Raw genomic sequence first — 20,299 nt, 5'->3', positions numbered from 1 at the left:
ATGGGCTGTGCCGATGCCAACGTGCCTCGGGCTTCGACTCCTTCGACATTGGTGGCAACGGTTATGGGCTGTGCCGATGCCAACGTGCCTCGGGCTTCGACTCCTTCGACATTGGTGGTGACAGTTATAGGCTGAACCGATGCCAGTGTGCCTCGGGTTTCGACTCCCTCAGCATTGGCGGTGACGGTTATGGGTTGAACCGATGCCAGTGTGCCTCGGGTTTCGATTCCCTCGACATTGGCGGTGACGACGATCGCGGAAGTGAGATCGAGAGGATTGATTGCCCGTACTGAGTAAAAACTCACGGGTTCGGGATTGGCAAAAGCGCTAAAATTAAATCCCGATTTAATTGCCCGCCCCGCACAAAAACTCACAGCCTTGTTATAGGGTTTGGAGATCGCTTGCTCGGTCGTGTCTTGTGGGTCGGGTGTTGGCGGATCTTCGGCGGTGAAGGTTTCCACAGACCGCACCCCAGCTAAACCCATCCAAATGGCATCCGAAGCAAAAAGACATCGACCTTTTTGACCTTCTTGAACGAGGCTTAGGGTTGCCCCATTCATCAGGAATTTGTGTTCTTTACCATTTGGCTCGATCCAATGAACGGCGGCAAGGGGAGAAATCTCGAAAAGCGGATCGAAAACAGGACTGGCAAACGCTTGCCCCTTGTATTTCCCCCAGAGCATTGCCCCTTCAATTTCGGCAATTCTCCGCGCTTCTTCCTCCGAGGCAATCATTCCCGCTTCTAGGGAGTAATGCCGCTCTCGATCCCGGAATTGGGAACCAAAAACAGGCGGTTGGCGAACTTCCGCAACGATTGGGATTTCTGTCACTTCCGCATCGGCGGGAAATCTTTCTGGTGCGGGGGGATGAGCCTGTCCTGAATTGCTGCGAGTGGGATCGCGGTGCTTGACCCGGAGAGCCAACTTATTACTTAAACTTGGCTCCCGTCCGGATTCTTCCAAATCTTCTAGCGCTTCGGGTTTAGCGAGAGCCGTTGCTTCCTCCTCTTTTAAAAGTTCCTCCCAATCCCCTTTTTTGATTTTTGTCCAAGTTTGGGTTTCTTTTCTTGCGAGTTCGAGACTTGCAGGCAAAACCAAATTATCTTCTTCAGACAAAATTGCAGCAATAGGATAATAAGTTAAGGTTTTTTTCTCAACAAATTTATCTGAATATTTCCAAACAATGAGAATTTTTTCTGCGAGGATTAAACTTGTATCGCTAAATAAGCGATCTGGATTATTGCGCCGCCATTCAGCTAAAGCTAAGCCAAAAGGTTGATAACGTAAAAACTGCTGACTTTTTAAGCGTCCTTCATCAATTCCGCAAATATCTCCCGTTGCAGTTTCGTAAACTGCATCAACAAATTCTTTGACTTCAAACCAAAGCGATAGACCGGCAGTTGTTAAGTGTGGCAGTAACTCAACTTTAGGTTTCCAAACGAAATATTTTTGATGAATAGTTCGATTCGTTCTATTAATCTTTTCTTCGCGATATTCTCGCAGTGCAATGATATCGCCAAAAGCATTAGGAAGATAATATTCTGCCTTAGAATATTCCTCATTCCAATCGCTCCAACTATCCTTTGAAGGCGGCTTTTGAGTTTCGAGTTTCGTTCCCGAACATATGATTCTGTCGCAGGGTTTTTCGACTCCTGTAAGACGTTCGTAGCTAACTTCATGATGCCCAATCCAGCGAATAAAATGAGGCTTTGGACTTAAATTAATCGGTTTTACATGAATTCTACCATCGTTTCCTTGATAACAGAGCCGACCGTGAGCGTAGCAAATCTGTCCGATGGATGCAATACAACTCCCATTATGAAATTTACTTTGAGGAATGTTGGAAACACCCGGAATATTACCGATAAATCCATCGGTTATTCCAGCTTTTTCTAATAATTTTTCAACAACCCAATTATTTGTAACCTCATCTCCAATCGGAAAGCAGATTTGTTTTCCGGGCGGGGTATTAAAATCGAGTAAGGTAAGTTTGCAACCCAGTTTTATTTTTAATTCTTGTCTCCCGTCGTATTCCGAATCAATAATATAAGTTTCTCCGAGGATAGGAGCAAGTTTAAAAATCCCTGAAGTATCCGCTAACCAGAGATTAATTTTTTTTCCTCTAGCCCATCTACCGTTGCTTCTGTCGTCTAAATCTTCTGTAAATCCGAGGGCATTTTTAAGTGTAAGATTGCCATCGATTTTAATGATTCCCGATTGGCTTTCATAGTGATTAAATCCTCCTGTAATCTGGATTAATCCAGAGGAGCAATTCAAACTATCGATAATTAATTTATAATTCCGGGTAATAATATTGGCGGTCATGGTAAATCCTCCGATGGTGGGACTAAATCCATTTCTCGCGCTTTAATTTTAGTAATAAAATGATTTTTATCAATCTTACCAAACCATTCCGAAGGATTCTCAAACTTTAAAAATATATCGAACTGACACCAAAAAAATTGAAATCCAATAGGTGCAACAGGATTGGTTATAATATCGCCAATCTTTGCTCGTTTTCGAGGATTCTTTCCTCTAAAAATTACTCTTTGGTCTAGTAATCGCACGGCTAAATCGGGATTTTGTTCGCGGCTTCTATCCTGTTGTTCTTCCCAAATCGCTTCCAATAATTCTTTTTCTTCAGCATTGAGAAAAAATTCATATTCAAAGGTATGTTTAGGCGGGTAATGATTTCCTGCAATGATAGTTGCACCATCAAGCGACTCTGAAATAGTAGATTGTTGGCTAAAATCTTTGGTTCGTTTTGCTCCCAATCCATCCCCATTATTTCCGTAAAAGTTAGACCAGTCTAAATCGAGCCTCAAACTGTCAAGAATGAGGCTGAGTTTATAGCCGTAAGGAAAATCAAAATCACTCATTTATTGCTGCATCCTCCTGTCCTGCTAGTCGGCTCAAAGCCATTGCTTGAGCCATGTATGCCGTTAAATCGTCGCTTTCGAGATTAGGATATAAGGAGTAAAGTTGTTCCTGAAATTCGCTCAGATCGCCGTCAGAACTATTGAGAGTTTTCCGAATTTCTTCTACCCAATCATCAATAATAAATTGAGTATCTCCTAAGAGTTTTTGGTTGATTTGTTGAGAGGAATTCAAATCTGATTCTGCAAATTCTTGTAATTCCTCTTCTTCTATATCTTGGTTTTCTTCAGTTGGTTTTTCTTTTTTCTTTAAATCATCTTTCTGTTCGTTATTATTAAAGTTAGCTGCCGCATTCATCATTTTGTTGAGCCGCGAATTTGGAATAAAAGGAAATGCAGCCTTAATGACTTCAATTCCTGCATCGGCGGGTAATTGTTTGGCAGCAACCAGCGACAAAACCTCGACAACACTTTGAACCTGTGCGCCATTGAGAACAGTGGTGCTATCTTCGCTCTCATTTTCATCTCTATCCCAACCGTAAACCTCTTCTAAATAGTCGGGATTTGGTCTGAAGCCCCAGCCTACAATTTTGTCATCGCGATCGATCCGCTTATTTAAGTCTTCCTCATCCTCTAGCTTTCGCCAGACTTGCGGTAAAGCCGCACCCGGAAAATTAAATTCAACGAGCCATCGGATCGGACCCTGATTGAAGGATTGGCAAATTAGATCCGCGTCCGATTTGATAACCGCTTTACCTACTCGTTCGTGTACCTCGCTTTGAGATCGACTGGAACCGTTATCGGTTGTCATCGTTTGAGAAAGGACGATCTTGCTGATAGACGCATTCATGCGATCCAAAAATTCAGCATGATTGACCGTCCCACCTCGAGCCGTCAATACGTCGATTTGAGTCCCCAAAGGCGTAACAATTCCCCCGTTATTCCTTAGAGATTTAATCCCATCGGTAACATCATCAATTTCTTTTTGAGTGGGATTGCTGTTGTTGGTTTGCCCATGCAAGGGCGGGCTGGCAAATCGGTCTAGGAAGTTGAGCCAAAATTTCAAACCGTTGCGTTTGAAAAAACAAGGCCAATATAAAAAGTGAGCTAACCCTAATCCATAAGGTTCATCGTCATTGTCGGCACCACAGGAGAAATGCCAGAAATTTTTGGGCGAGAGGGTTTCTCCAAAAGGAGATTTGAATGTGAGGAGCTTTAGATTGCCGTCAAGATCGAAGGCAAAACGGCGTTGTTTCTTGACCTTGATTTTGGGAATTTCCCAGTATTTCCCCTTATTTTTCCAGATGAGTTCGCTAACGCCAAAGCCAAAGAAAACCCCAAATAACATTTTATTGGTGACATTATCAAAATCAATTTCTTTGAGCCAATTTTCGATGAATTTAGCCGCTTCTTTATCAAGTTTTCGATTGCCTCCCGGAACCACTTCCCAATCCCGACAAATCACCGCTAAACGACGCTGCTGAAAGCAGGATGCCACTTGGTCGTCTCTTAATAGTTCTTCATATATTTCATAATTTCCGCCTTTACTGGCAAGGATCGAGTCTTGAGGATCGAGGATGTCGAGAGGTTGGATGTACCCTCTCGTAATATCGCGTCCGTCTCGAATTGTCGCAATTTCACCGATTAGCGGTCTTTTTTCGGGCATGAGTGGATGATTTTAACTCATTCTTAGTGTTGCGAACGGTTCCGTAATTGGTAACTGCGAACTTTTTCGCAGTTACCAATGATGAAGTGCAAGGTTTATCTTTAAATCGGATAATCAATCTGGAATAGATCGATGGAAAAAATCAAAAACCAGCAATCTTTTTTTCAATGGTTATTAACAGTTCTAGAGAGAGAAGAAATATTTGATATTTTTGCTAACAGGAGCGGTAAGTTAATCTATGTACCTTGCTATGAGAATATCAAAGGAAAAAATCATTGGCTCGAAAAAATTGACCCGGAAATAGCGAAACAGCTTTCTTTTTTCTGGTCAGGAAACTATTATAGGATTCCAAGTAAATTAATTAGATATCGACGCAATCAAGAGATATTATCCCTTTCAGACAAATTGTCCAGTCAACAGTTGGCAGACAGGTATAAATTATCAACCAGACAAATTCAAAAAATTATCAAAAATGCCCGCTAGATCTATCGTTGAATCATTACCTGATGAAATCCGAAAAGAATTAAACCAATTATTAATTGAAAATCACTTCTCAGGATATGAAGGATTAAGAATATGGCTGTTGAAAAAAGGTTGCAAAATATCCACTACAAGCATTTGCAGACATTCGCAGAAATTACAAAAAGAATTAATCGAATTTCAGCAAATAAACGAGCAGGTGAAAACGATATGTGAGGAGATTGGAGACGATGAGAATAATCTTGCAGAAGTTTTGACTAGGCTGGCTCAAAAAAAATGCTTTGAAGTTTTGATGGATTTCCAAAACCCTGAAGAGATAAGCCTTACCGCTCTCATCCGCGCTATTTCTGAGTTGAACAGGAGTAGCATTGCTGTCAAAAAATATAAAGCAGAAGTCGCAGAAAGAGCTAAATCTGCTGCTGAAAAAATTAGAGGAAAAATTAGCAATGGTGGAGTTTCAGAAAAAACAATTAGAGAGATTGAAAGAGATGTTTTAGCTATCGCATGAGTTATTTTTTACCGTATCAAATTAAATGGCTTCAAGATAATTCTCGATACAAAATATGCGAGAAATCCCGACGAATTGGTATGACTTATGTACAAAGCTATGAAGATGTCAAAGATGCCTCAAAGAAAGAAAATCCAATGGATGTTTGGTTTTCTTCTGCTGATGAAACCGCCGCTAGAGAATACATTCGCTATTGCGAACAATGGGCAAATTTATTTAACATTGCCGCCAAAGATTTAGGCGAAAAAGTTATCGACAAACCCAACAATTTAAAAGGGAAAACAATTGAATTTGCAACAGGAAAACGAATTTATGCTCTTAGCAGCAATCCCAAAGCGTTTCGCTCAAAAGGAGGCAAATTAGTTCTCGATGAGTACGCTTTTCATGGCGACCAAGAAGCGATGTGGAAGGCTGCGAGACCGATCATTACATGGGGCTATCCTTGCCGAATCCTCAGCACTTACAACGGCAAATCAAACCGCTACTACCGAATGGTGGAGGAAGCCAAAAAGGGCAACAATTGGAGATTGCACTCGACAACGATCTACCAAGCCGTGGAACAAGGATTGGCCGATCGCATTCTCAACAGAACTCTCACTCCACAAGAACGCAACCAATGGATCGAGGAAGAACGAGAAACCTGTGGCGACGAGGAAACTTGGCAGCAAGAGTACCTCTGCAACCCGATCGATGAGGCGACTGCCTACCTCACTTGGGATTTGATTTTCAGTTGCGAACATCCAGAAGCTGGACAAACCGAATTGTACATTCCCTCACAAAACTTTTGCTTTGTGGGAATGGACATTGCGAGAAGACGCGATTTAACGGTGATTTGGGTTTTAGAGCAGGTTGGCGACGTGCTTTGGACTCGCGAGGTTGTTGCTCTGAAAAACGCAAAATTCAAGCACCAAAGAGCAGAATTAGAACGGATCATGGATCGCTACAAAGTCCTCAGATTGTGCTTAGACCAAACGGGTATGGGGGAAGACATGGCAGAATGGGCGCAAGATACTTTTGGGGCAAAAGCAGAGGGTGTTTTATTTACCGCCAATGCAAAGCAGGATTTAGCTCAGGGATTGAAACAAATCCTAGAGGATCGCAAACTGCGAAATCCTCCAGAAAAAGATATTCGAGAATCCCTCCATTCGGTTAGAAAAACAACAACAAGCTCAGGCAATCTTCGCTTTGATGCGGAACGCAACGAAATCGGTCATGCGGATTATTTCTGGGCAGAAGCCCTCGCCGTTCATGCCGCCGCCCGCCCCTTACTTCCCTTCCGATTCCAGAGTGTAGGACGGCAAAGTTGGCGAGATGAATTAGCCCTTTTCTGACACTGCGAATTTTTTCGCACTTATCAAGCGAAAATTTTTCTTTTACTCTGAAAGAAATGGACGAGAGTAAATTTTATTCCCATTTAGGAAGAAAGATGTGACCTTTTCATTACCTCTTAGTTTTAAATTTGGGCGCGACTCCGAACCCAAAAATGAGCAATCGCAATCAATTAAAGTCGCGAAAATCGAAACGACTTTAGAGAAAATCTGTCAAAGTATCGAAGATTTTTCTAATCAATTTAGCGAACTCACTCACGCTCTATCCGAAATCAAACAGAAAAATGTTCATCAGCAAACCATTATCAATGTAGCAGGTGGAATCGCTGCTGTTTTACTACCTTCTGTAATCGGTTTTGGGATTTATTGTCTCAATTCCATTTACGATTTACGAATCGCTGTTGAACTGTTAAAACATAGCTTGAATTGATATGTGGATTGAAGTCTTTAAGACAGGAACGCACACGGATATGTCTGGAAATTCCTCAACTTTTAATGAGGAAAATCTAGATGAAATTGTAGATGCGTACAATCAATCTTATCAAGAGCGAATCAACGATGCTCCTTTGGTTGTAGGTCATCCCAAGCACAATCATCCGAGATATGGCTCAGTTCAGAAATTAAGAAGAGTCGGTCAAAAAATTGTAGCGAAAATAGGGAATCTCAATTCCACTTTTGCAGAATGGTTGAAAAACGGGACTTATAATCGAGTTTCTTCCTCATTATTCAAGCCAAATTCACCGAGCAATCCGACTAAAGGCAAGTGGAATTTTCGCCATTTAGGATTTTTGGGCGGGGCTGCTCCTGCAATTCCGGGTTTGAAGATTCAGGATTTTTCAGAGTCAGATTCAGAAAATTTTGATGTTGCTTTTGCTGATTCAGAAGGATTTATTTCTTTTACAGAAGAAGGAATAAATTTTGCTACACCATTAAGTTCTCGGCTCAATCAATTGGTGACTGAGAAAGAGATGGATGTTAATAGTCTCGCATCTCAAATTGGAGTTACAGCAGGCACAGCAAGAGAGATTCTCTCGGGAGGAATTAAGCGCCCTCCTGATGAACGACTCAAAAAATTAGCTGAGGCTTTAGATGTTTCTTTTAAAGACTTACAAGCATTAGCAGATGAAGGAATGGAAACTTCAGATCATAGTGAAAATAAGAACATGGCCTTAGAAGCAGAATTACAGCAAGAACGAGAACGGAGCAAACAGTTAGCTAAAAAGCTCCGAAACTTGGAGTTTTCCGAGTTTCTCGGTTCTGAACAAATGAGAGGGAAAATCATACCGGGTATCAAGCCAAGAGTTTTGACTTTTGCAGAAAATCTTGATGATTCTGTGCCAATTTGTTTTGCTGAAGGGGAACCGTCGACCACCCAACTCGAGCAATTCAAAAACATCCTCAAAGACTTGCCCGATCAGATTGAATTTGGCGAACAACTTCAAACCGAAGATAACTTTGATTTTGCTGAAGATGCCAATGCTTTGAGTAAGGCTGCGAAGGAATATCAAGCTCAGCAAAAAGCTAAAGGAGTAATTATCTCGAATAGAGAAGCTATTGATTTTGTTTTGAGCAAGAGAGGACAGAAATGAGCGCACCTAATCTAATTCTGCCATTAATGGCTGAAGAAAATATCGGCGATCGCCTATTTATTCAAGCTGGTTTACAAGATGGGCAAGGGGCTGTGGCAACGGGGCCGGGCGATCGCATTCTTGGAGTCAGCAATTCTTTACCAACAGAAACCGGAGAGTTAATCGATCTGCACGTAGATGGTCTGGTGGAAATTTATTGTGGCGGATCGGTAAATCATGGCGACTTTGTAACTGCAAATCCTACGGGACGAGCTGTAGTCGCGGCAGCAGGTCAACGCCACGGCGGTATCGCTTGGCGTAGTGGCGTTGACGGAGACATTATCGACATTTTAGTTATTAATGGGGTTGCATAAATGACAAAACGACCATTTAAGCAAGATGTTCGGCGCTCTGGAATTTCGATTATTTATCGCAATGAGGAAGTTAACCTGATTGCTGACCAAGTTTCTCCCAGAGTTCCCGTGAGTGAGCGGTTCAGTTGTCAGGTCTATGACCTCCCAGAACGCTTCACCATTCCCAACACCAGAATTAGTCGCACAGGACGAGTTAATCGGGTTAATTTTAAAGTCGATGAAATCGAATATCGCACGGAACCTCATGGTCTTGAAGATGCGATTCCTTTCACTGACATTGAAGCCGCTAAAGCAGAAAATTATGGCTACGATCCTGAAGATCATGCCGTTGAAGCTCTCACAGATTTAGTTCTTCTGGATCGAGAAGTTCGAGTCGCTAACGAGTTTCAAAATCCCAACAATTATTTACCTGCAAATACGAGAGTCCTATCGGGGACGAGTAAGTTAAGTGATTATTTCAATTCCGATCCCATTGGAATCTTTAAATTAGCGGCTCGTAGCACGATTTTAAGAGCTAATTCTATTGCGATGGGAGATGAAGTTTGGGACGTTTTGTCAACTCATCCTAAATTAGTTTCTCTCATCTATCCAAACGGGAATGGACAAGGCATGATCGAGCCTCAAGAATTCGCGCGGAAACTCCGTTTCAAAAACATTTTCATTGGTGAAGGGCAGCTTAATACCGCCAAGAAAGGACAAGCAGCCAACATTGAGCGGGTTTGGGGAAATAATATTGCGATATTCCATCGAAATATGATGGCGAATAACCAACGTGGTACTACTTTTTCCCTTACAGGGGAATATAAAAAACGCAAAGTTATGCGTTTTGAAGACCCTTATATCGGAGAAGAAGGTGGTGTTGTCGATCGCGTCACTGAAAATGTCAAAGAAGTGTTTCCCGCTAAACCATTAGGATATTTGATTGAGGATGCTGTTTGATGAAAAGATACAACGTTATTCGGTACGTTCAACACAGCGGGAAATTATATTTACCCGGATCGACTATCGATCTAACTGACGAACAAGCCGAACGATTAAAAGATAAAATTCATCCGGCAATTGAAGGCGATGGCGTACCAATTCCCGATGATAGATCGGGAGGGAATGGGGATGAGGGATTGCATAATTTCGGCGAACCAATTCCTCTTTTCCGGATGGTTTATCAACAGTCTAATGGTCAAATTTATTTAGCCAATAATGACCAAGAAGAGCAATGTCGAACTGTATTAGGTATTGCTACGTCCGACGAAAATGAACAAACTCGAGTGAAATACGAAGGAAAAATAGTGAACTCCGACTGGAACTTTAGTCGAGGCAAACCATTATTTTTACATAGGAATGGGCAAATCAAACAAACCGTTCCGACATCAGGGCATATCTTACAAATTGGCGAGGCTTTAGGAAAAACCTCGATTAATTTGGAAATCAAAGAAGTCGAAATTCGCAATTCACAATCTTAGGAGAATAAATGGCTGAATTATTTGCAGTACGTGATACTACTACCGGAAAACTAATCCTTAAACCTCTTGAGGGAACCGGGACAATCACGGCATCAGAGGCTCTTGTGGCTAACGATCTAGTCAATATTTTTGATGATGCCGGAACTTTAAAAATACGTCGGGCTGATGCAGCAACAGGGAAGCCCGCTCATGGATTTGTTACAGCCAACGGCGCGCAAGATGCAGATGCAACGGTTTATTACAAAGGAGTTATTCCAATGGTGGCGAATGAAGGCTCTTACTTTACAGGAGATGCCGGAGCTTTGACCCAAGCGCCGACTTATGACGTAGGACATATGGTTCAATATGCTGGCTATGGCAGCCCCGACGGAGTTTATTTCGAACCGGATGAAGACGCAATTGTGAGTGCATAATGGCAACTTATTTATTAGGTATCAATTCTGACACTCACAAACTTATCCTGCAAAAAGCTCCCGATGCTGCGCTAATGGTGCCGATGATGGTGGGCGGAATGATAGCTGTAATGAGCGCTATTTTGCCCAATACTGATATTGTTGCGAAAAATGGTTGGTATTGGTTGCGATTGGATCGTGCCTTTGGGTCGATCGGGAGAGCATCCAGTAATGCTCAAATCAAGAGCGATTTATTAGAATATCTGTTCCTTGAATTAGGTGGATCGCAAGCGAATTGGGATGCAGGAGTTGCTCTCCCCATTCCCGATTATCGCGGGCGGGTTATTGCTGTATCAGGTCAAGGTAGTGGGTTGAGTCCAAGAGAATCGGGGGATATAGCAGGGGAAGAAGTCCACTTACAGACCGAGCAAGAAGTTGGGCCTCACGCCCACGTCTATTCTGATTGGGGATATAGCTGGGGGTCTGGTTGGCCTCCCTCTTTCACATCACCCGGGGGTCGTACTGGATTTCGATATCCATCCACCAATCTCAATAGTGGTGGGCAACCTTTTAATGTCATCCAACCCACCATTTACCACTCTTATCTCGTTTTTTTAGCGTTTCCAGTATGAAGATTTTGATTATTCAGACCGAAGGGGATATTAATCTTTGCGGAAAAAATTTCCCCGCACAATTTCTCATCGATAAGGGATTTTTTGCTCTTCCCTTTTTTAGTGTTTCTAATCAGGCGATACAAGCTAAAAATCTCATTGTTTACGAAACTTATTCGGTCTATTCTAGTGGCAGTTCTGTTTTAGGGCAACTCGCGGAAAGTGATCGCCTAACAATGATAGAGACATGGTGCGAGAATGTTGATGATTTCTATCAAGAATATCTGAACTCTCTACCAAAGCCAGAAAATATCGATCCACTACCAGAATCACCAAATTGGTCAGAATTTTCAGTTCGGGCTGCTGATTCTGATTTGTTTGCCATTGTAGAAGATTCTGGGAATCAAATATCTTTGAATATTTTAAATCTCATCATTGGGATAACGAATAATCCGGGACTCCAGAATGACCCAAACACCCTAATAGAAAATGGAAGGTTGCAGAAACGATTACAAATGCTAATTAATACAATTGATAATGATTTATCCGTTGCTATTTCGCAATTTAATGTAATTCTGAAAGAAACGTTAAACGCGAATTGGATTCTATGAATTACGCTAGAGAAACAGACTTAATGAACTGGTTAGGAGAAGGCGAAATCATCGCGCTTACGAATCCCGACGATCCGAATGCCAATGCAATTAATCAAGCCTCTCTTAATGAGGCTTTAACCTTTGCAACCAACCAAATCAACACTCATATTTACAGGCATTATTCATATCTTTTACCTTTTGATGATGTCATTAACCCTATTCCCTCAATTTTAGTAGAATGCGCTAAAAACTTGGCTCGATATCATCTGGATCGCCGGGATGATTTTCGCGAGGGATTGCAGGTAGATTTTGACCATTGGATAGCTTGGCTAAAGGATATTGAGTCAGGGGAGAGGATTTTACCCGTTCCCCAACCATCAAAAATCAAGGTATTCTACACCCCTGACGTATTTTCCGAAAACAAATTGAAAAGTTTTTGACACTGCGAATTATTTCGCACTTACCAATTGAATTTAATTGACTCATACTGAAAAAAGAGTTTTTAAATCATTAATGAAAACTTGGATTGCTGAAATCGCCTATAGAACTTTATTTTTCTTAATTAGAGAAGATAAACCAACGGCTAAACTTATCAAAGAAATGGCGGCGGCATTAGTCGCCATTTTAGCCACCCTTTGCATTGTCAGTATTTTGTTATTCTTCGTTAATTTATGATTGAAGAAATTGAAAATGCCATTGTGCAAAGATTGACTAATGAATTAAAAGTAGATAATGTTCGTGTAGTTTCCTTTGCTGATAGCATTGAAAGTTACAACAAACATAAAGGAGAAAAATTAATAATTGTTGGCTTTGCTGCTGCTAAATCTGACCCTCCGGCAAGCAAAATCATGCACGGAGTGACAATTCAAGATGAGAAGCTCGAATTCGATTTAATTTTCCGCCTGAAAAATCTGCGAACCCATCAACCTGCTTATAATATAGCGAACAAAATTCGCAATGCTCTAACTAAGTTTGCTCCTCTTCAAGAACGCAGAGAATGGCTTTATCAAACTGATTTTAGATTCCAAGATTTAGATGGGAATCGAGTCTGGAACTATACTCAAACGTTTTCTATTGAATTACCTTATCAACAATACAGGAGTTGATCATTTATGTTTTCTGGTGCCGGTGGATTATTTTTTGAAACACAAAATCTCTCTCTCCAAGGGATTGTCGATCTGTTGATTGCTGCTGAACTTTATAAGTTTTCTTATGATATTTCGATTGATTCCAAAAAAGCCATGAGTTGGCGCAATGGTGAATTGGTAACGGCGGCGGCGACAAAAGGTAAGCGGGAAAGCGAATTTACGGTTTCTTCTCAATACATGGATTGGGCGCACTTGCAGTTTTATTTAGATGAACTTGCGGCGGTTTCTAGTAATGTCATGCTGCCATTTCTGGAAACTGTTTTTGTCCCAGCTATTACACCTTTTGAGCATACCGATACGCGGCTCAATGCGACAAATGCTCCCAATGTCAAGATTTACTTAAATGAGTCTCCTTCGGTCATTCTCGTACCGGGTTGGCTGACGCAAGTGAATGCGATCCAAGTCGCCGATAAACGCAGTTTTGCGGTGGATGCCATCACTCAGAAAATTACTTTCTCGTCCGATCTCGCAGGTGCAACGGTCAGTTACTCGATCGGACGCGAGGCGGCTTCGGTGGAAAGTATGGGCTACGAAACGAACCCAATTTCTTTTGGGCGGATGAGTTTTTGGGGGATTGGCTATTTCTCCAATAAGACCGATGAAGATCTGCTCATTGGATTCCCCAACCTGTCTCGGACTTCTGTGGCTTCTCTGAAGGCTGAGGATGGGGTGGTGGAATATGAAACGAAATTTGAAGCCACGCCACCATCGGGTAAGTCGAAATCCTACCAGATATTTAAACTCTCAACGGTGGAATGGGCATAGATGAAATCTAAGTTTGTCGCGATCGAATTTGATACGGTGGATTTTCCGGGTGCAGATGGGAATATCCACACGATTCGGCAAGCGCCTCTTTCTCAGCGCGAGAAACTTCGGGACAGGCTCAATGCGCTTTACAAATTGGTTCAAGATTCCGAAGACGAACAGTTAACGATTGTTGATTTTTACGATTCTAATGAATATTTCCGCTTTCTCTGTAATCGATGTTTGGAGTTAGCGGGAATCGCTTTGGATTGGGTTAATCCCAATATGCTACTCTATTTTCTTTTTCCTCATAAGGAAGAAGAAAAATTCATTCCGGGTCATTTAGTGAGCTTGAATTTTCCTCCATCTAAAAAAACGGGAGATGGGTCAAGTTACGAGGAAGTTTTAGCTGTTTTATGGGCGGTAACGGGGGAACTAGAAAAGGCTTTGGAGTTGGCTCAATCTCATCCTGCCAATGAACTGCTAGAAATTCTTAATGCTCGCAATGAACTACAGAAAAAATCTACTCCTGAAGGTGCTAAAAAAGCGATGATTGAAACAGGACAGAATCGCGCTTTGGAGAAGATTCAAGAGATGAGAAAGCAGAAAGGGATTGATTGAAAATGGCAATGCAAGCAAGCATCAATTTTAGCGCAACTGGAGTCTCGGCAATTGTTGGAGATATCCGACAGCTAATTTCTGGAATTCACAATATTCCCAGCCCAACCATTAACACAAATGGAGTAATTGCTCTAGCTCAATCCCTCAATCTTAGTTATACAGAAGCACAGCGATTTGCTCAAAAATTAGGTCTTAGTGAAGATAAGATTAATAAAGCTGTTCAGCGCATTAAAGAACTCAATTCTGTTAACGCTACTAGCGCTCAAAAATTTGCAATTTTATCTCAAGAATTAGGAGTTACAGCCGAACAATTTAAAGAACTAGAGAGAGCCGCAGCACAAGCCCAAAATACAGGAGAGGAAGGAAATAAAGGATGGTTTTCTAGTCTGGGAGATTTTGCCAACAATTTTAATGAAATCCTCGGTTTTGTATCAACACTCAAAGATACGCTAACCCCTGCTTACGATTTATTAATTGGTGCTAACGAAGAACTCAACCAACAATTACTCGCATCTCAAGCCAATATCGCCTCATCTACCCGAATCTTTCGAGATGGCTTGGAAATTACCGATCCACTGGAGAAAGTTCAAGCAACAGAAGGAAAGCTGCGATCGTCGCTCAAAGAATTAGCAAAACTCACCCAAGATATTAGCGGTGTTACCGATGCAGACACTAATAATATTTTCTCCACAATCCTACAAGATATTGGTGAGTTAAATGGGCAGTCAAAGGTTTTCACCGATTCTTTAGATTCTGGTACGCAATTGGCGGCTGGATTCACTGCGACACTTGGTACACTAGGCATTCCGTTAGACGAAGCTAATCAAGAAATCGGCTCGATCTTAACGGGTCAAATTACCAGCGATTCATTACTTGCAACCGCATTAAAAATTAGCGGTAAACAGGTTGCAGAATGGAAAGCTCAAGGGATTTTAGTTGACGAACTCAATAAAAAATTCGAGGTATTTGTTGAGGCGAATGCGCTCGCTTCTCGGTCAATTACTGGGATTTCGAGTAATATTCAAACCATCTTTGAGGACATTGCAAGGCAAGCAGGTGAACCTCTCCTAGAACCGATTATTAATGGCTTGGCTCAATTAGAAGGATTTTTGAATGCGAACAAGGATAAAATTCTAAGTTTTTCTGAAGGTGCAATTCAAAAGTTTTTAGTTCTCGCCAAAAATATAACTGATGAAATATTAAAACTTTTTGACGGCTTTTGGTCTCTCGAACCCTCTTTAAATAACATATTAGAAGCTGGAAAAACTGGAACGACATTGTTAATTGATAACCTTCACTCTGCAACGATAGCAGTGGTTGCAATTACCAGAGCATTGTCGCCATTGCTGCATTTGGTAACGGGATTAGTTAACCTTGGGGTTAAATGGGTCAATACTTATCAAAACGTCATCCACAGAATTACAGGAGGATATAAAGCTGCAACAGAAGCAGTTCAAGCTTACAGTTCAACAACCGAACAAATGGGGATTCAAAATATCTCCATTCTCAAGAAAGTTAAAGCAGCGATTGAAGCACGTCAAAATGCCGAGAAAAACGGTTTAGAACTGACCGAACAACAGATTCGGAAAGAAAAAGCAGCCAGATTATTATTAAATGGTCAGATCGAGGCACTTAAAGAACAGAAAAAAGAGCTTCAAGGGGCTACCGTTGTAGGAAAAGAAAATAAGGAAGAATTACAACGAAATATTGGCGCATTAGAAAATCAAATTAAACTCTTAGAAGAGCAAAAAGAAGCCTTTGATAGCTCCTCTGGTTCTATCGAACTGCAATCGAAAGAACTGGAAGATTTAGGGAATTCTTATGAACAACTGGCAAGTAAAGCAGAAAACGCTAAGCGAGTTTTAGAACAAGGAGCAAATGGAAATTTAGAAGCAGCCACCGAAGCCGCCAAAGAACTCTTAGATGTAACCGAACAGCAACTCGAACTAGGACAGCGTAGCAGTGAACAAGCAATCGAACAATACGAAGCTATCGCCAGAAATACTCAACTCAGTTACGAGGAACAATTAGCAGCAGAAAAGGCGATTACCGAAGTCAAGGAACAGGAATTAGAAAATCGTGTTGAGGCGATGGATATTTCGGTTTCTGAAACAGAAGCTCTCATCGAAACAGGTCAACTCGATGAAATTGAAGGTGAAAAAGCAATTACCGAAATTAAGAAACAACAGTTAGAAATGCGCCTCGAAGCCGTGCGCGAAGCCCTCGCAAGGGAACAAGCATTAGGGCGCGGTGATGGTCAGCGTGCGCAAGAGTTAATATTAGAAGAAAGAGAATTACAAGCAGATTTAGCTAAGGAAGCTCAAGAAGGAGCAGAACGAATTGCAGATTTACAAAAAGAAGCTCTTGAAGAGCGATTAGATGAAGTACAACAAACCATCGAAGATGCAGAAGCAGAAAGGAATTTAGCACTCGCTAAAATGAAGCTAGAGGGTGCTTCTGAGACTGATATTGACCAAGCTCGATTAGAAGGGGTTCAAGAGCAAATTCAATCTGAAATCGAATTAGAAGAAAAGCGAATTCGAGAACTCAAAAAATTAAAAGCGGCTTCCCCAGAACAAGCCGAAGAAAACGAAAAAGAAATTCGTGAGGCTAAGCGTAAAACTGTCGAACTTGAAACTGAATTAATCGAAAATCGAATCGCCCTAGAAGAAGCGGCTCGAGCTATTATTATCGAGGGAATTGAGCGCGAAACCGACCTCAAAAACCAAGCCTTAGCCGATGAATCTGCACACCAAGAACTCGCATTAAGCAAACTGAAATTGCATGGTGAAGAAACCCTTGTTATTGAACAAGAACGGCTAAAAAATACAAAAGACCGCCTTGAACAAGAACTTGCCTTAGAGCAAGATAAAGCTGAAAAACTAGCCAAATTAGAGTTTACTTCACCCGAACAAGCCGAAGAAAACGAAAAAGCGATTCGTGAAGCTAAGCGTAAAACTGTTGAACTTCAAGCTGAATTAATCGATAATCAAATCGCCCTAGAAGAAGCGGCTCGAGCTATTATTATCGAGGGAATTGAGCGTGAAATTGACCTCAAAAACCAAGCCTTAGCCGATGAATCTGCACGCCAAGAACTCGCATTAAACAAACTGAAATTGTATGGTGAAAACACCCTCGTTATTGAACGAGAACGGCTAAAAAATACAAAAGACCGCCTCGAACAAGAACTTGCCTTAGAGCAAGATAAAGCCGAAAAACTAGCCAAATTAAAGTTTACTTCACCCGAACAAGCCGAAGCAAATGAGAAAGCAATTCGTGAAGCCAAACGCAAAACAACCGAACTAGAAGCCGAACTGGTTAATAATCGAATCGCACGAGAAGAAAATGCGAGAAATGTTATTCTTGAAGGCTTCAAAAAGCAAGTTCAGGAGCAGATCGCAGCGAATGACCTCTTAAACCAATCTTATCAGCGCCAGAAATCGTTACTCGAAAGTAAATCATCTTTATTCAAAGCACAATCTCAGCTTACTCAAACTCAAACTCAAATTGAGATCGACAATCTTAACCGAGCTATTCAAATTCAGAAAGAATTAGCATCAGGAGAGATTGAAAATGCTGAGTTAGAAAAAGCATTAAAGCAAGAATTGTCATCGCTAGGCATTAAAAGAGGTGCTGAAGAACTAAAACTTATCGAACAACGACAGGAAGAAGAAAGACGACTTTTTAAAGAGAAACAGGCTCAGAATGCAGCCGAATACGAGCAGAAGCAGCAGAATTTAGAGATTGAAGTCCTGCAAAATGCACTTCAGCAGCAGCGCTTAATTTTGCAAGCAGAAGAAGCTCAATTACAAGCAGAATTAAGTAAACTTAAAGCAGAACAAGCCTTGCAAGAAGCATTGGCGCAAAAGGATGAAGAAGCAATTACTCTGGCACAAAAACAGTTAGATATTGCTAGTCGTGAGATTGAACTTAGTGCTAAAAAACTTGAGAATGCTCGGGCTGAAAATGCAGCACAGGATGAGATTTTGACCAGAAAACAGCAACAGTTAGAAACAGAACGAAAAGCCGCTTTAGAGAAAGAACAAGCCGATAAGCGAGCATTACTGAATGCTCAAAACTTAGAGCAGGTTAAAGCCGGAGGGAAATCGACATCGACAAGAAATAATTTCAACAATCGCAGGACATCGACAACACGGACAAAAAATACCAGCCCTATTGTTGTAGATTCACAAGGCAATATTAGTAATATTCCTTCTCGAAATTTAGATACTTCCTTGATTCAAGGTGATATTTTCCCTCAGATTCAAGCTCAACTCAGCCAAGATTTTACTGATAAAAATATTGTTGGTAAATTAGACGAATTAGGTGGTAAGTTTGATAAACTATCAGGAGTAATGGCAAATCAATCTATCAATGTCAATCAAAACATTCACAATGTAACGCGAACGGGATCTAGTTCTGGGCGTACTGCTATTAATAGTGTAAATTTATAATATGGTACAATTCAACTTTAATCGTTTAAATTTCCAACAAGCCATTAATTTTTTTAGGCAAAAACAAAACATCCCCACCGAACGATGGGATGATTTATGGCAAGAGGAACATGATATGGCTTTTACCGTTGCTGGTGCGATGAGAGCCGACTTATTAAACGACCTCAGACAATCTGTAGATCGGGCTATTTCCGAAGGTATAACTCGCCGCGAATTTGCCCAGCAATTTGATGGAATTGTTGCACGCCACGGTTGGGCTTTTCGAGGTGAGCGGAATTGGCGACTTAATACAATTTATTCGACAAACTTGAGGACGGCTTACGCGGCGGGCAGATATGAACAAATGCGCGATCCAGATGTCTTACAGGCTCGTCCCTATTGGCAATGGATTCATAGCGATGCGCGGTTTCCTCGTCCTCTTCATAAAGCTCTGCATCGTCGTGTATTCAGGGCTGATGACCCATTTTGGGCTACAATGGCACCGCCTTGCGGGTTCGGCTGTAATTGTTACGTTGTTACCCTTTCTCAAAGAGATATCGATCGTGAAAATTTGGAGGTAGAAAATGCCCCTGCTGTTGGCTCGATTCTTGAAGCAAAAGATGAGCTTAATCGAGCCATTGCTGCTTCTGTAGAACCCGATCCGGGTTGGGGTTATATGATGGGGCAAACGCGCCCGGAACAGCGTCAGGAAATCTTACAAACTATTATTCGTAGATTATCTCCAGAACTCACTAATCAGCTACGGGAGAATTTACGGGATATCCTACCAATTACTAATGCTCAAGCCTTGGTTGGTGTTATTGTCTCAGAGATGAAAAGACAGAGTAAAGAGGAGTCTGAAAGTAATCTTCAATTGGTTATTGAGAGAGTTCAAAATAATCCCACTAGAGCAATGATTATCAACGCAGTACAGGAGCTATGAGCGTTAATATCCAAGTTGATACGAGAGACGTTATTAGAGTTCTCAATCGAGCCGCCCGCCGCGTCTCAAATTTGCGTCCTTTGTTTTCCCAAGTAGGGGAATATGTTGTTAGAAAAACTCAACTTAAGTTTGATGATGAGCAAGACCATCGGGGTAGACCGTGGGCTGCTCTTTCGCGTTTTACGATCGCCAGTAAGCAACGACGACGTAAGCGCTCTAAGATTTTGCAACAGGATGGAGATTTGCGGCGATCTATTGTCTACCGTTCCAGCAATCGTGAGGTTGAGATAGGGAGCAATCGTGTTTATGCTGCCATTCATCAGTTTGGTGGTCGGGCTGGTCGCGGTCAGTCTGTCACGATTGAAGCTCGTGAGTATTTGGGGGTAAATAGTGAGGATGAGGGAGCGATTCAGGAGATGTCAGAGGATTATATTGATGTTCAGAGGCGATGACAGATGGTTTTAGATCCAAAACCATGTGGCGTAAAGTCAAATTAGATCCAAAACCATGTGGCGTAAAGTCAAATTAGATCCAAAACCATGTGGCGCGCTACAT

At 41.6% G+C, this 20,299-nt stretch carries 22 protein-coding genes; 19 read left to right on the top strand and 3 right to left on the bottom strand.

Annotated features, from left to right (window positions below; genetic code table 11):
* The 3 genes from AC6RV6_RS28480 to AC6RV6_RS28470 all read right to left on the bottom strand — a co-directional run.
* Positions 1-2,324 (bottom strand): hypothetical protein (locus tag AC6RV6_RS28480; RefSeq protein WP_500244261.1); only part of this gene is annotated, 2,324 nt, incomplete at its 3' end.
* Positions 2,321-2,878 carry a hypothetical protein gene (locus tag AC6RV6_RS28475; protein WP_500240094.1) on the bottom strand — a complete coding sequence of 186 codons (558 nt, stop codon included), beginning with the start codon at positions 2,876-2,878 and terminating at the stop codon, positions 2,321-2,323. The genes AC6RV6_RS28475 and AC6RV6_RS28480, both read right to left, overlap by 4 nt.
* The gene (locus AC6RV6_RS28470) at positions 2,871-4,541 is read right to left on the bottom strand and encodes a DUF935 domain-containing protein (RefSeq protein ID WP_500240096.1); all 1,671 of its coding nucleotides are present in this window, start codon (positions 4,539-4,541) and stop codon (positions 2,871-2,873) included. The genes AC6RV6_RS28475 and AC6RV6_RS28470 overlap by 8 nt, the downstream gene beginning before the upstream one ends.
* A gap of 132 nt (positions 4,542-4,673) precedes the next feature.
* Between AC6RV6_RS28470 and AC6RV6_RS28465 the strand changes: the two genes are divergently transcribed.
* The 19 genes from AC6RV6_RS28465 (at position 4,674) to AC6RV6_RS28375 (ending at position 20,196) form a co-directional block, all read left to right on the top strand.
* A complete protein-coding gene (locus AC6RV6_RS28465) occupies positions 4,674-5,024 on the top strand; it encodes a Mor transcription activator family protein (protein ID WP_500240098.1) in 351 nt (116 codons plus the stop codon).
* The gene (locus AC6RV6_RS28460; protein WP_500240099.1) at positions 5,014-5,529 is read left to right on the top strand and encodes a phage protein Gp27 family protein; all 516 of its coding nucleotides are present in this window, start codon (positions 5,014-5,016) and stop codon (positions 5,527-5,529) included. The genes AC6RV6_RS28465 and AC6RV6_RS28460 overlap by 11 nt, the downstream gene beginning before the upstream one ends.
* Positions 5,526-6,860, top strand: coding sequence for a phage terminase large subunit family protein (locus tag AC6RV6_RS28455; protein ID WP_500240100.1), 1,335 nt, complete (start codon positions 5,526-5,528; stop codon positions 6,858-6,860). The genes AC6RV6_RS28460 and AC6RV6_RS28455 overlap by 4 nt, the downstream gene beginning before the upstream one ends.
* 97 nt (positions 6,861-6,957) lie before the next feature.
* Complete coding sequence (locus AC6RV6_RS28450) at positions 6,958-7,287, top strand: hypothetical protein (RefSeq protein ID WP_500240102.1); 330 nt, start codon at positions 6,958-6,960, stop codon at positions 7,285-7,287.
* 1 nt (position 7,288) lies between these two features.
* A complete protein-coding gene (locus AC6RV6_RS28445) occupies positions 7,289-8,446 on the top strand; it encodes a helix-turn-helix domain-containing protein (protein WP_500240103.1) in 1,158 nt (385 codons plus the stop codon).
* The gene (locus AC6RV6_RS28440) at positions 8,443-8,799 is read left to right on the top strand and encodes a capsid cement protein (protein ID WP_500240104.1); all 357 of its coding nucleotides are present in this window, start codon (positions 8,443-8,445) and stop codon (positions 8,797-8,799) included. The genes AC6RV6_RS28445 and AC6RV6_RS28440 overlap by 4 nt, the downstream gene beginning before the upstream one ends.
* Positions 8,800-9,738 carry a capsid protein gene (locus AC6RV6_RS28435; protein WP_500240105.1) on the top strand — a complete coding sequence of 313 codons (939 nt, stop codon included), beginning with the start codon at positions 8,800-8,802 and terminating at the stop codon, positions 9,736-9,738.
* Entirely contained in the window at positions 9,738-10,259 is a 522-nt protein-coding gene (locus AC6RV6_RS28430; protein WP_500240107.1) for a DUF7210 family protein, read from the top strand. The genes AC6RV6_RS28435 and AC6RV6_RS28430 overlap by 1 nt, the downstream gene beginning before the upstream one ends.
* 104 nt (positions 10,260-10,363) lie before the next feature.
* Positions 10,364-10,672 carry a hypothetical protein gene (locus AC6RV6_RS28425; protein WP_500240109.1) on the top strand — a complete coding sequence of 103 codons (309 nt, stop codon included), beginning with the start codon at positions 10,364-10,366 and terminating at the stop codon, positions 10,670-10,672.
* Positions 10,672-11,283, top strand: coding sequence for a hypothetical protein (locus AC6RV6_RS28420; protein ID WP_500240110.1), 612 nt, complete (start codon positions 10,672-10,674; stop codon positions 11,281-11,283). The genes AC6RV6_RS28425 and AC6RV6_RS28420 overlap by 1 nt, the downstream gene beginning before the upstream one ends.
* A 5-nt stretch (positions 11,284-11,288) precedes the next feature.
* Positions 11,289-11,873 (top strand): hypothetical protein, encoded by a 585-nt coding sequence (locus tag AC6RV6_RS28415; protein ID WP_500240111.1) that lies wholly within the window; start codon positions 11,289-11,291, stop codon positions 11,871-11,873.
* Complete coding sequence (locus tag AC6RV6_RS28410; protein WP_500240112.1) at positions 11,870-12,295, top strand: phage protein Gp36 family protein; 426 nt, start codon at positions 11,870-11,872, stop codon at positions 12,293-12,295. Before AC6RV6_RS28415 ends, AC6RV6_RS28410 begins: the two co-directional genes overlap by 4 nt.
* A 73-nt stretch (positions 12,296-12,368) precedes the next feature.
* Entirely contained in the window at positions 12,369-12,530 is a 162-nt protein-coding gene (locus tag AC6RV6_RS28405) for a hypothetical protein (protein ID WP_500240114.1), read from the top strand.
* A complete protein-coding gene (locus AC6RV6_RS28400) occupies positions 12,527-12,961 on the top strand; it encodes a Gp37 family protein (protein WP_500240115.1) in 435 nt (144 codons plus the stop codon). Before AC6RV6_RS28405 ends, AC6RV6_RS28400 begins: the two co-directional genes overlap by 4 nt.
* Before the next feature lie 6 nt (positions 12,962-12,967).
* Positions 12,968-13,768: a hypothetical protein gene (locus AC6RV6_RS28395; protein ID WP_500240117.1), complete on the top strand. Its 801-nt coding sequence runs from the start codon at positions 12,968-12,970 to the stop codon at positions 13,766-13,768.
* Positions 13,769-14,368 carry a hypothetical protein gene (locus tag AC6RV6_RS28390; protein ID WP_500240119.1) on the top strand — a complete coding sequence of 200 codons (600 nt, stop codon included), beginning with the start codon at positions 13,769-13,771 and terminating at the stop codon, positions 14,366-14,368.
* Positions 14,369-14,370: 2 nt separating this feature from the next.
* Positions 14,371-18,822 (top strand): coiled-coil domain-containing protein, encoded by a 4,452-nt coding sequence (locus AC6RV6_RS28385; RefSeq protein ID WP_500240121.1) that lies wholly within the window; start codon positions 14,371-14,373, stop codon positions 18,820-18,822.
* Position 18,823: 1 nt separating this feature from the next.
* Positions 18,824-19,744 (top strand): phage head morphogenesis protein, encoded by a 921-nt coding sequence (locus tag AC6RV6_RS28380; RefSeq protein WP_500240123.1) that lies wholly within the window; start codon positions 18,824-18,826, stop codon positions 19,742-19,744.
* Positions 19,741-20,196 carry a phage virion morphogenesis protein gene (locus AC6RV6_RS28375; protein WP_500240125.1) on the top strand — a complete coding sequence of 152 codons (456 nt, stop codon included), beginning with the start codon at positions 19,741-19,743 and terminating at the stop codon, positions 20,194-20,196. Before AC6RV6_RS28380 ends, AC6RV6_RS28375 begins: the two co-directional genes overlap by 4 nt.
* Positions 20,197-20,299 lie beyond the last annotated feature (103 nt).

The organism is Spirulina sp. LEGE 11439, from assembly GCF_059821285.1.
The sequence above is the reverse complement of the archived record's forward strand: the minus strand, read 5'-3'. Positions and strand labels throughout refer to the sequence as shown.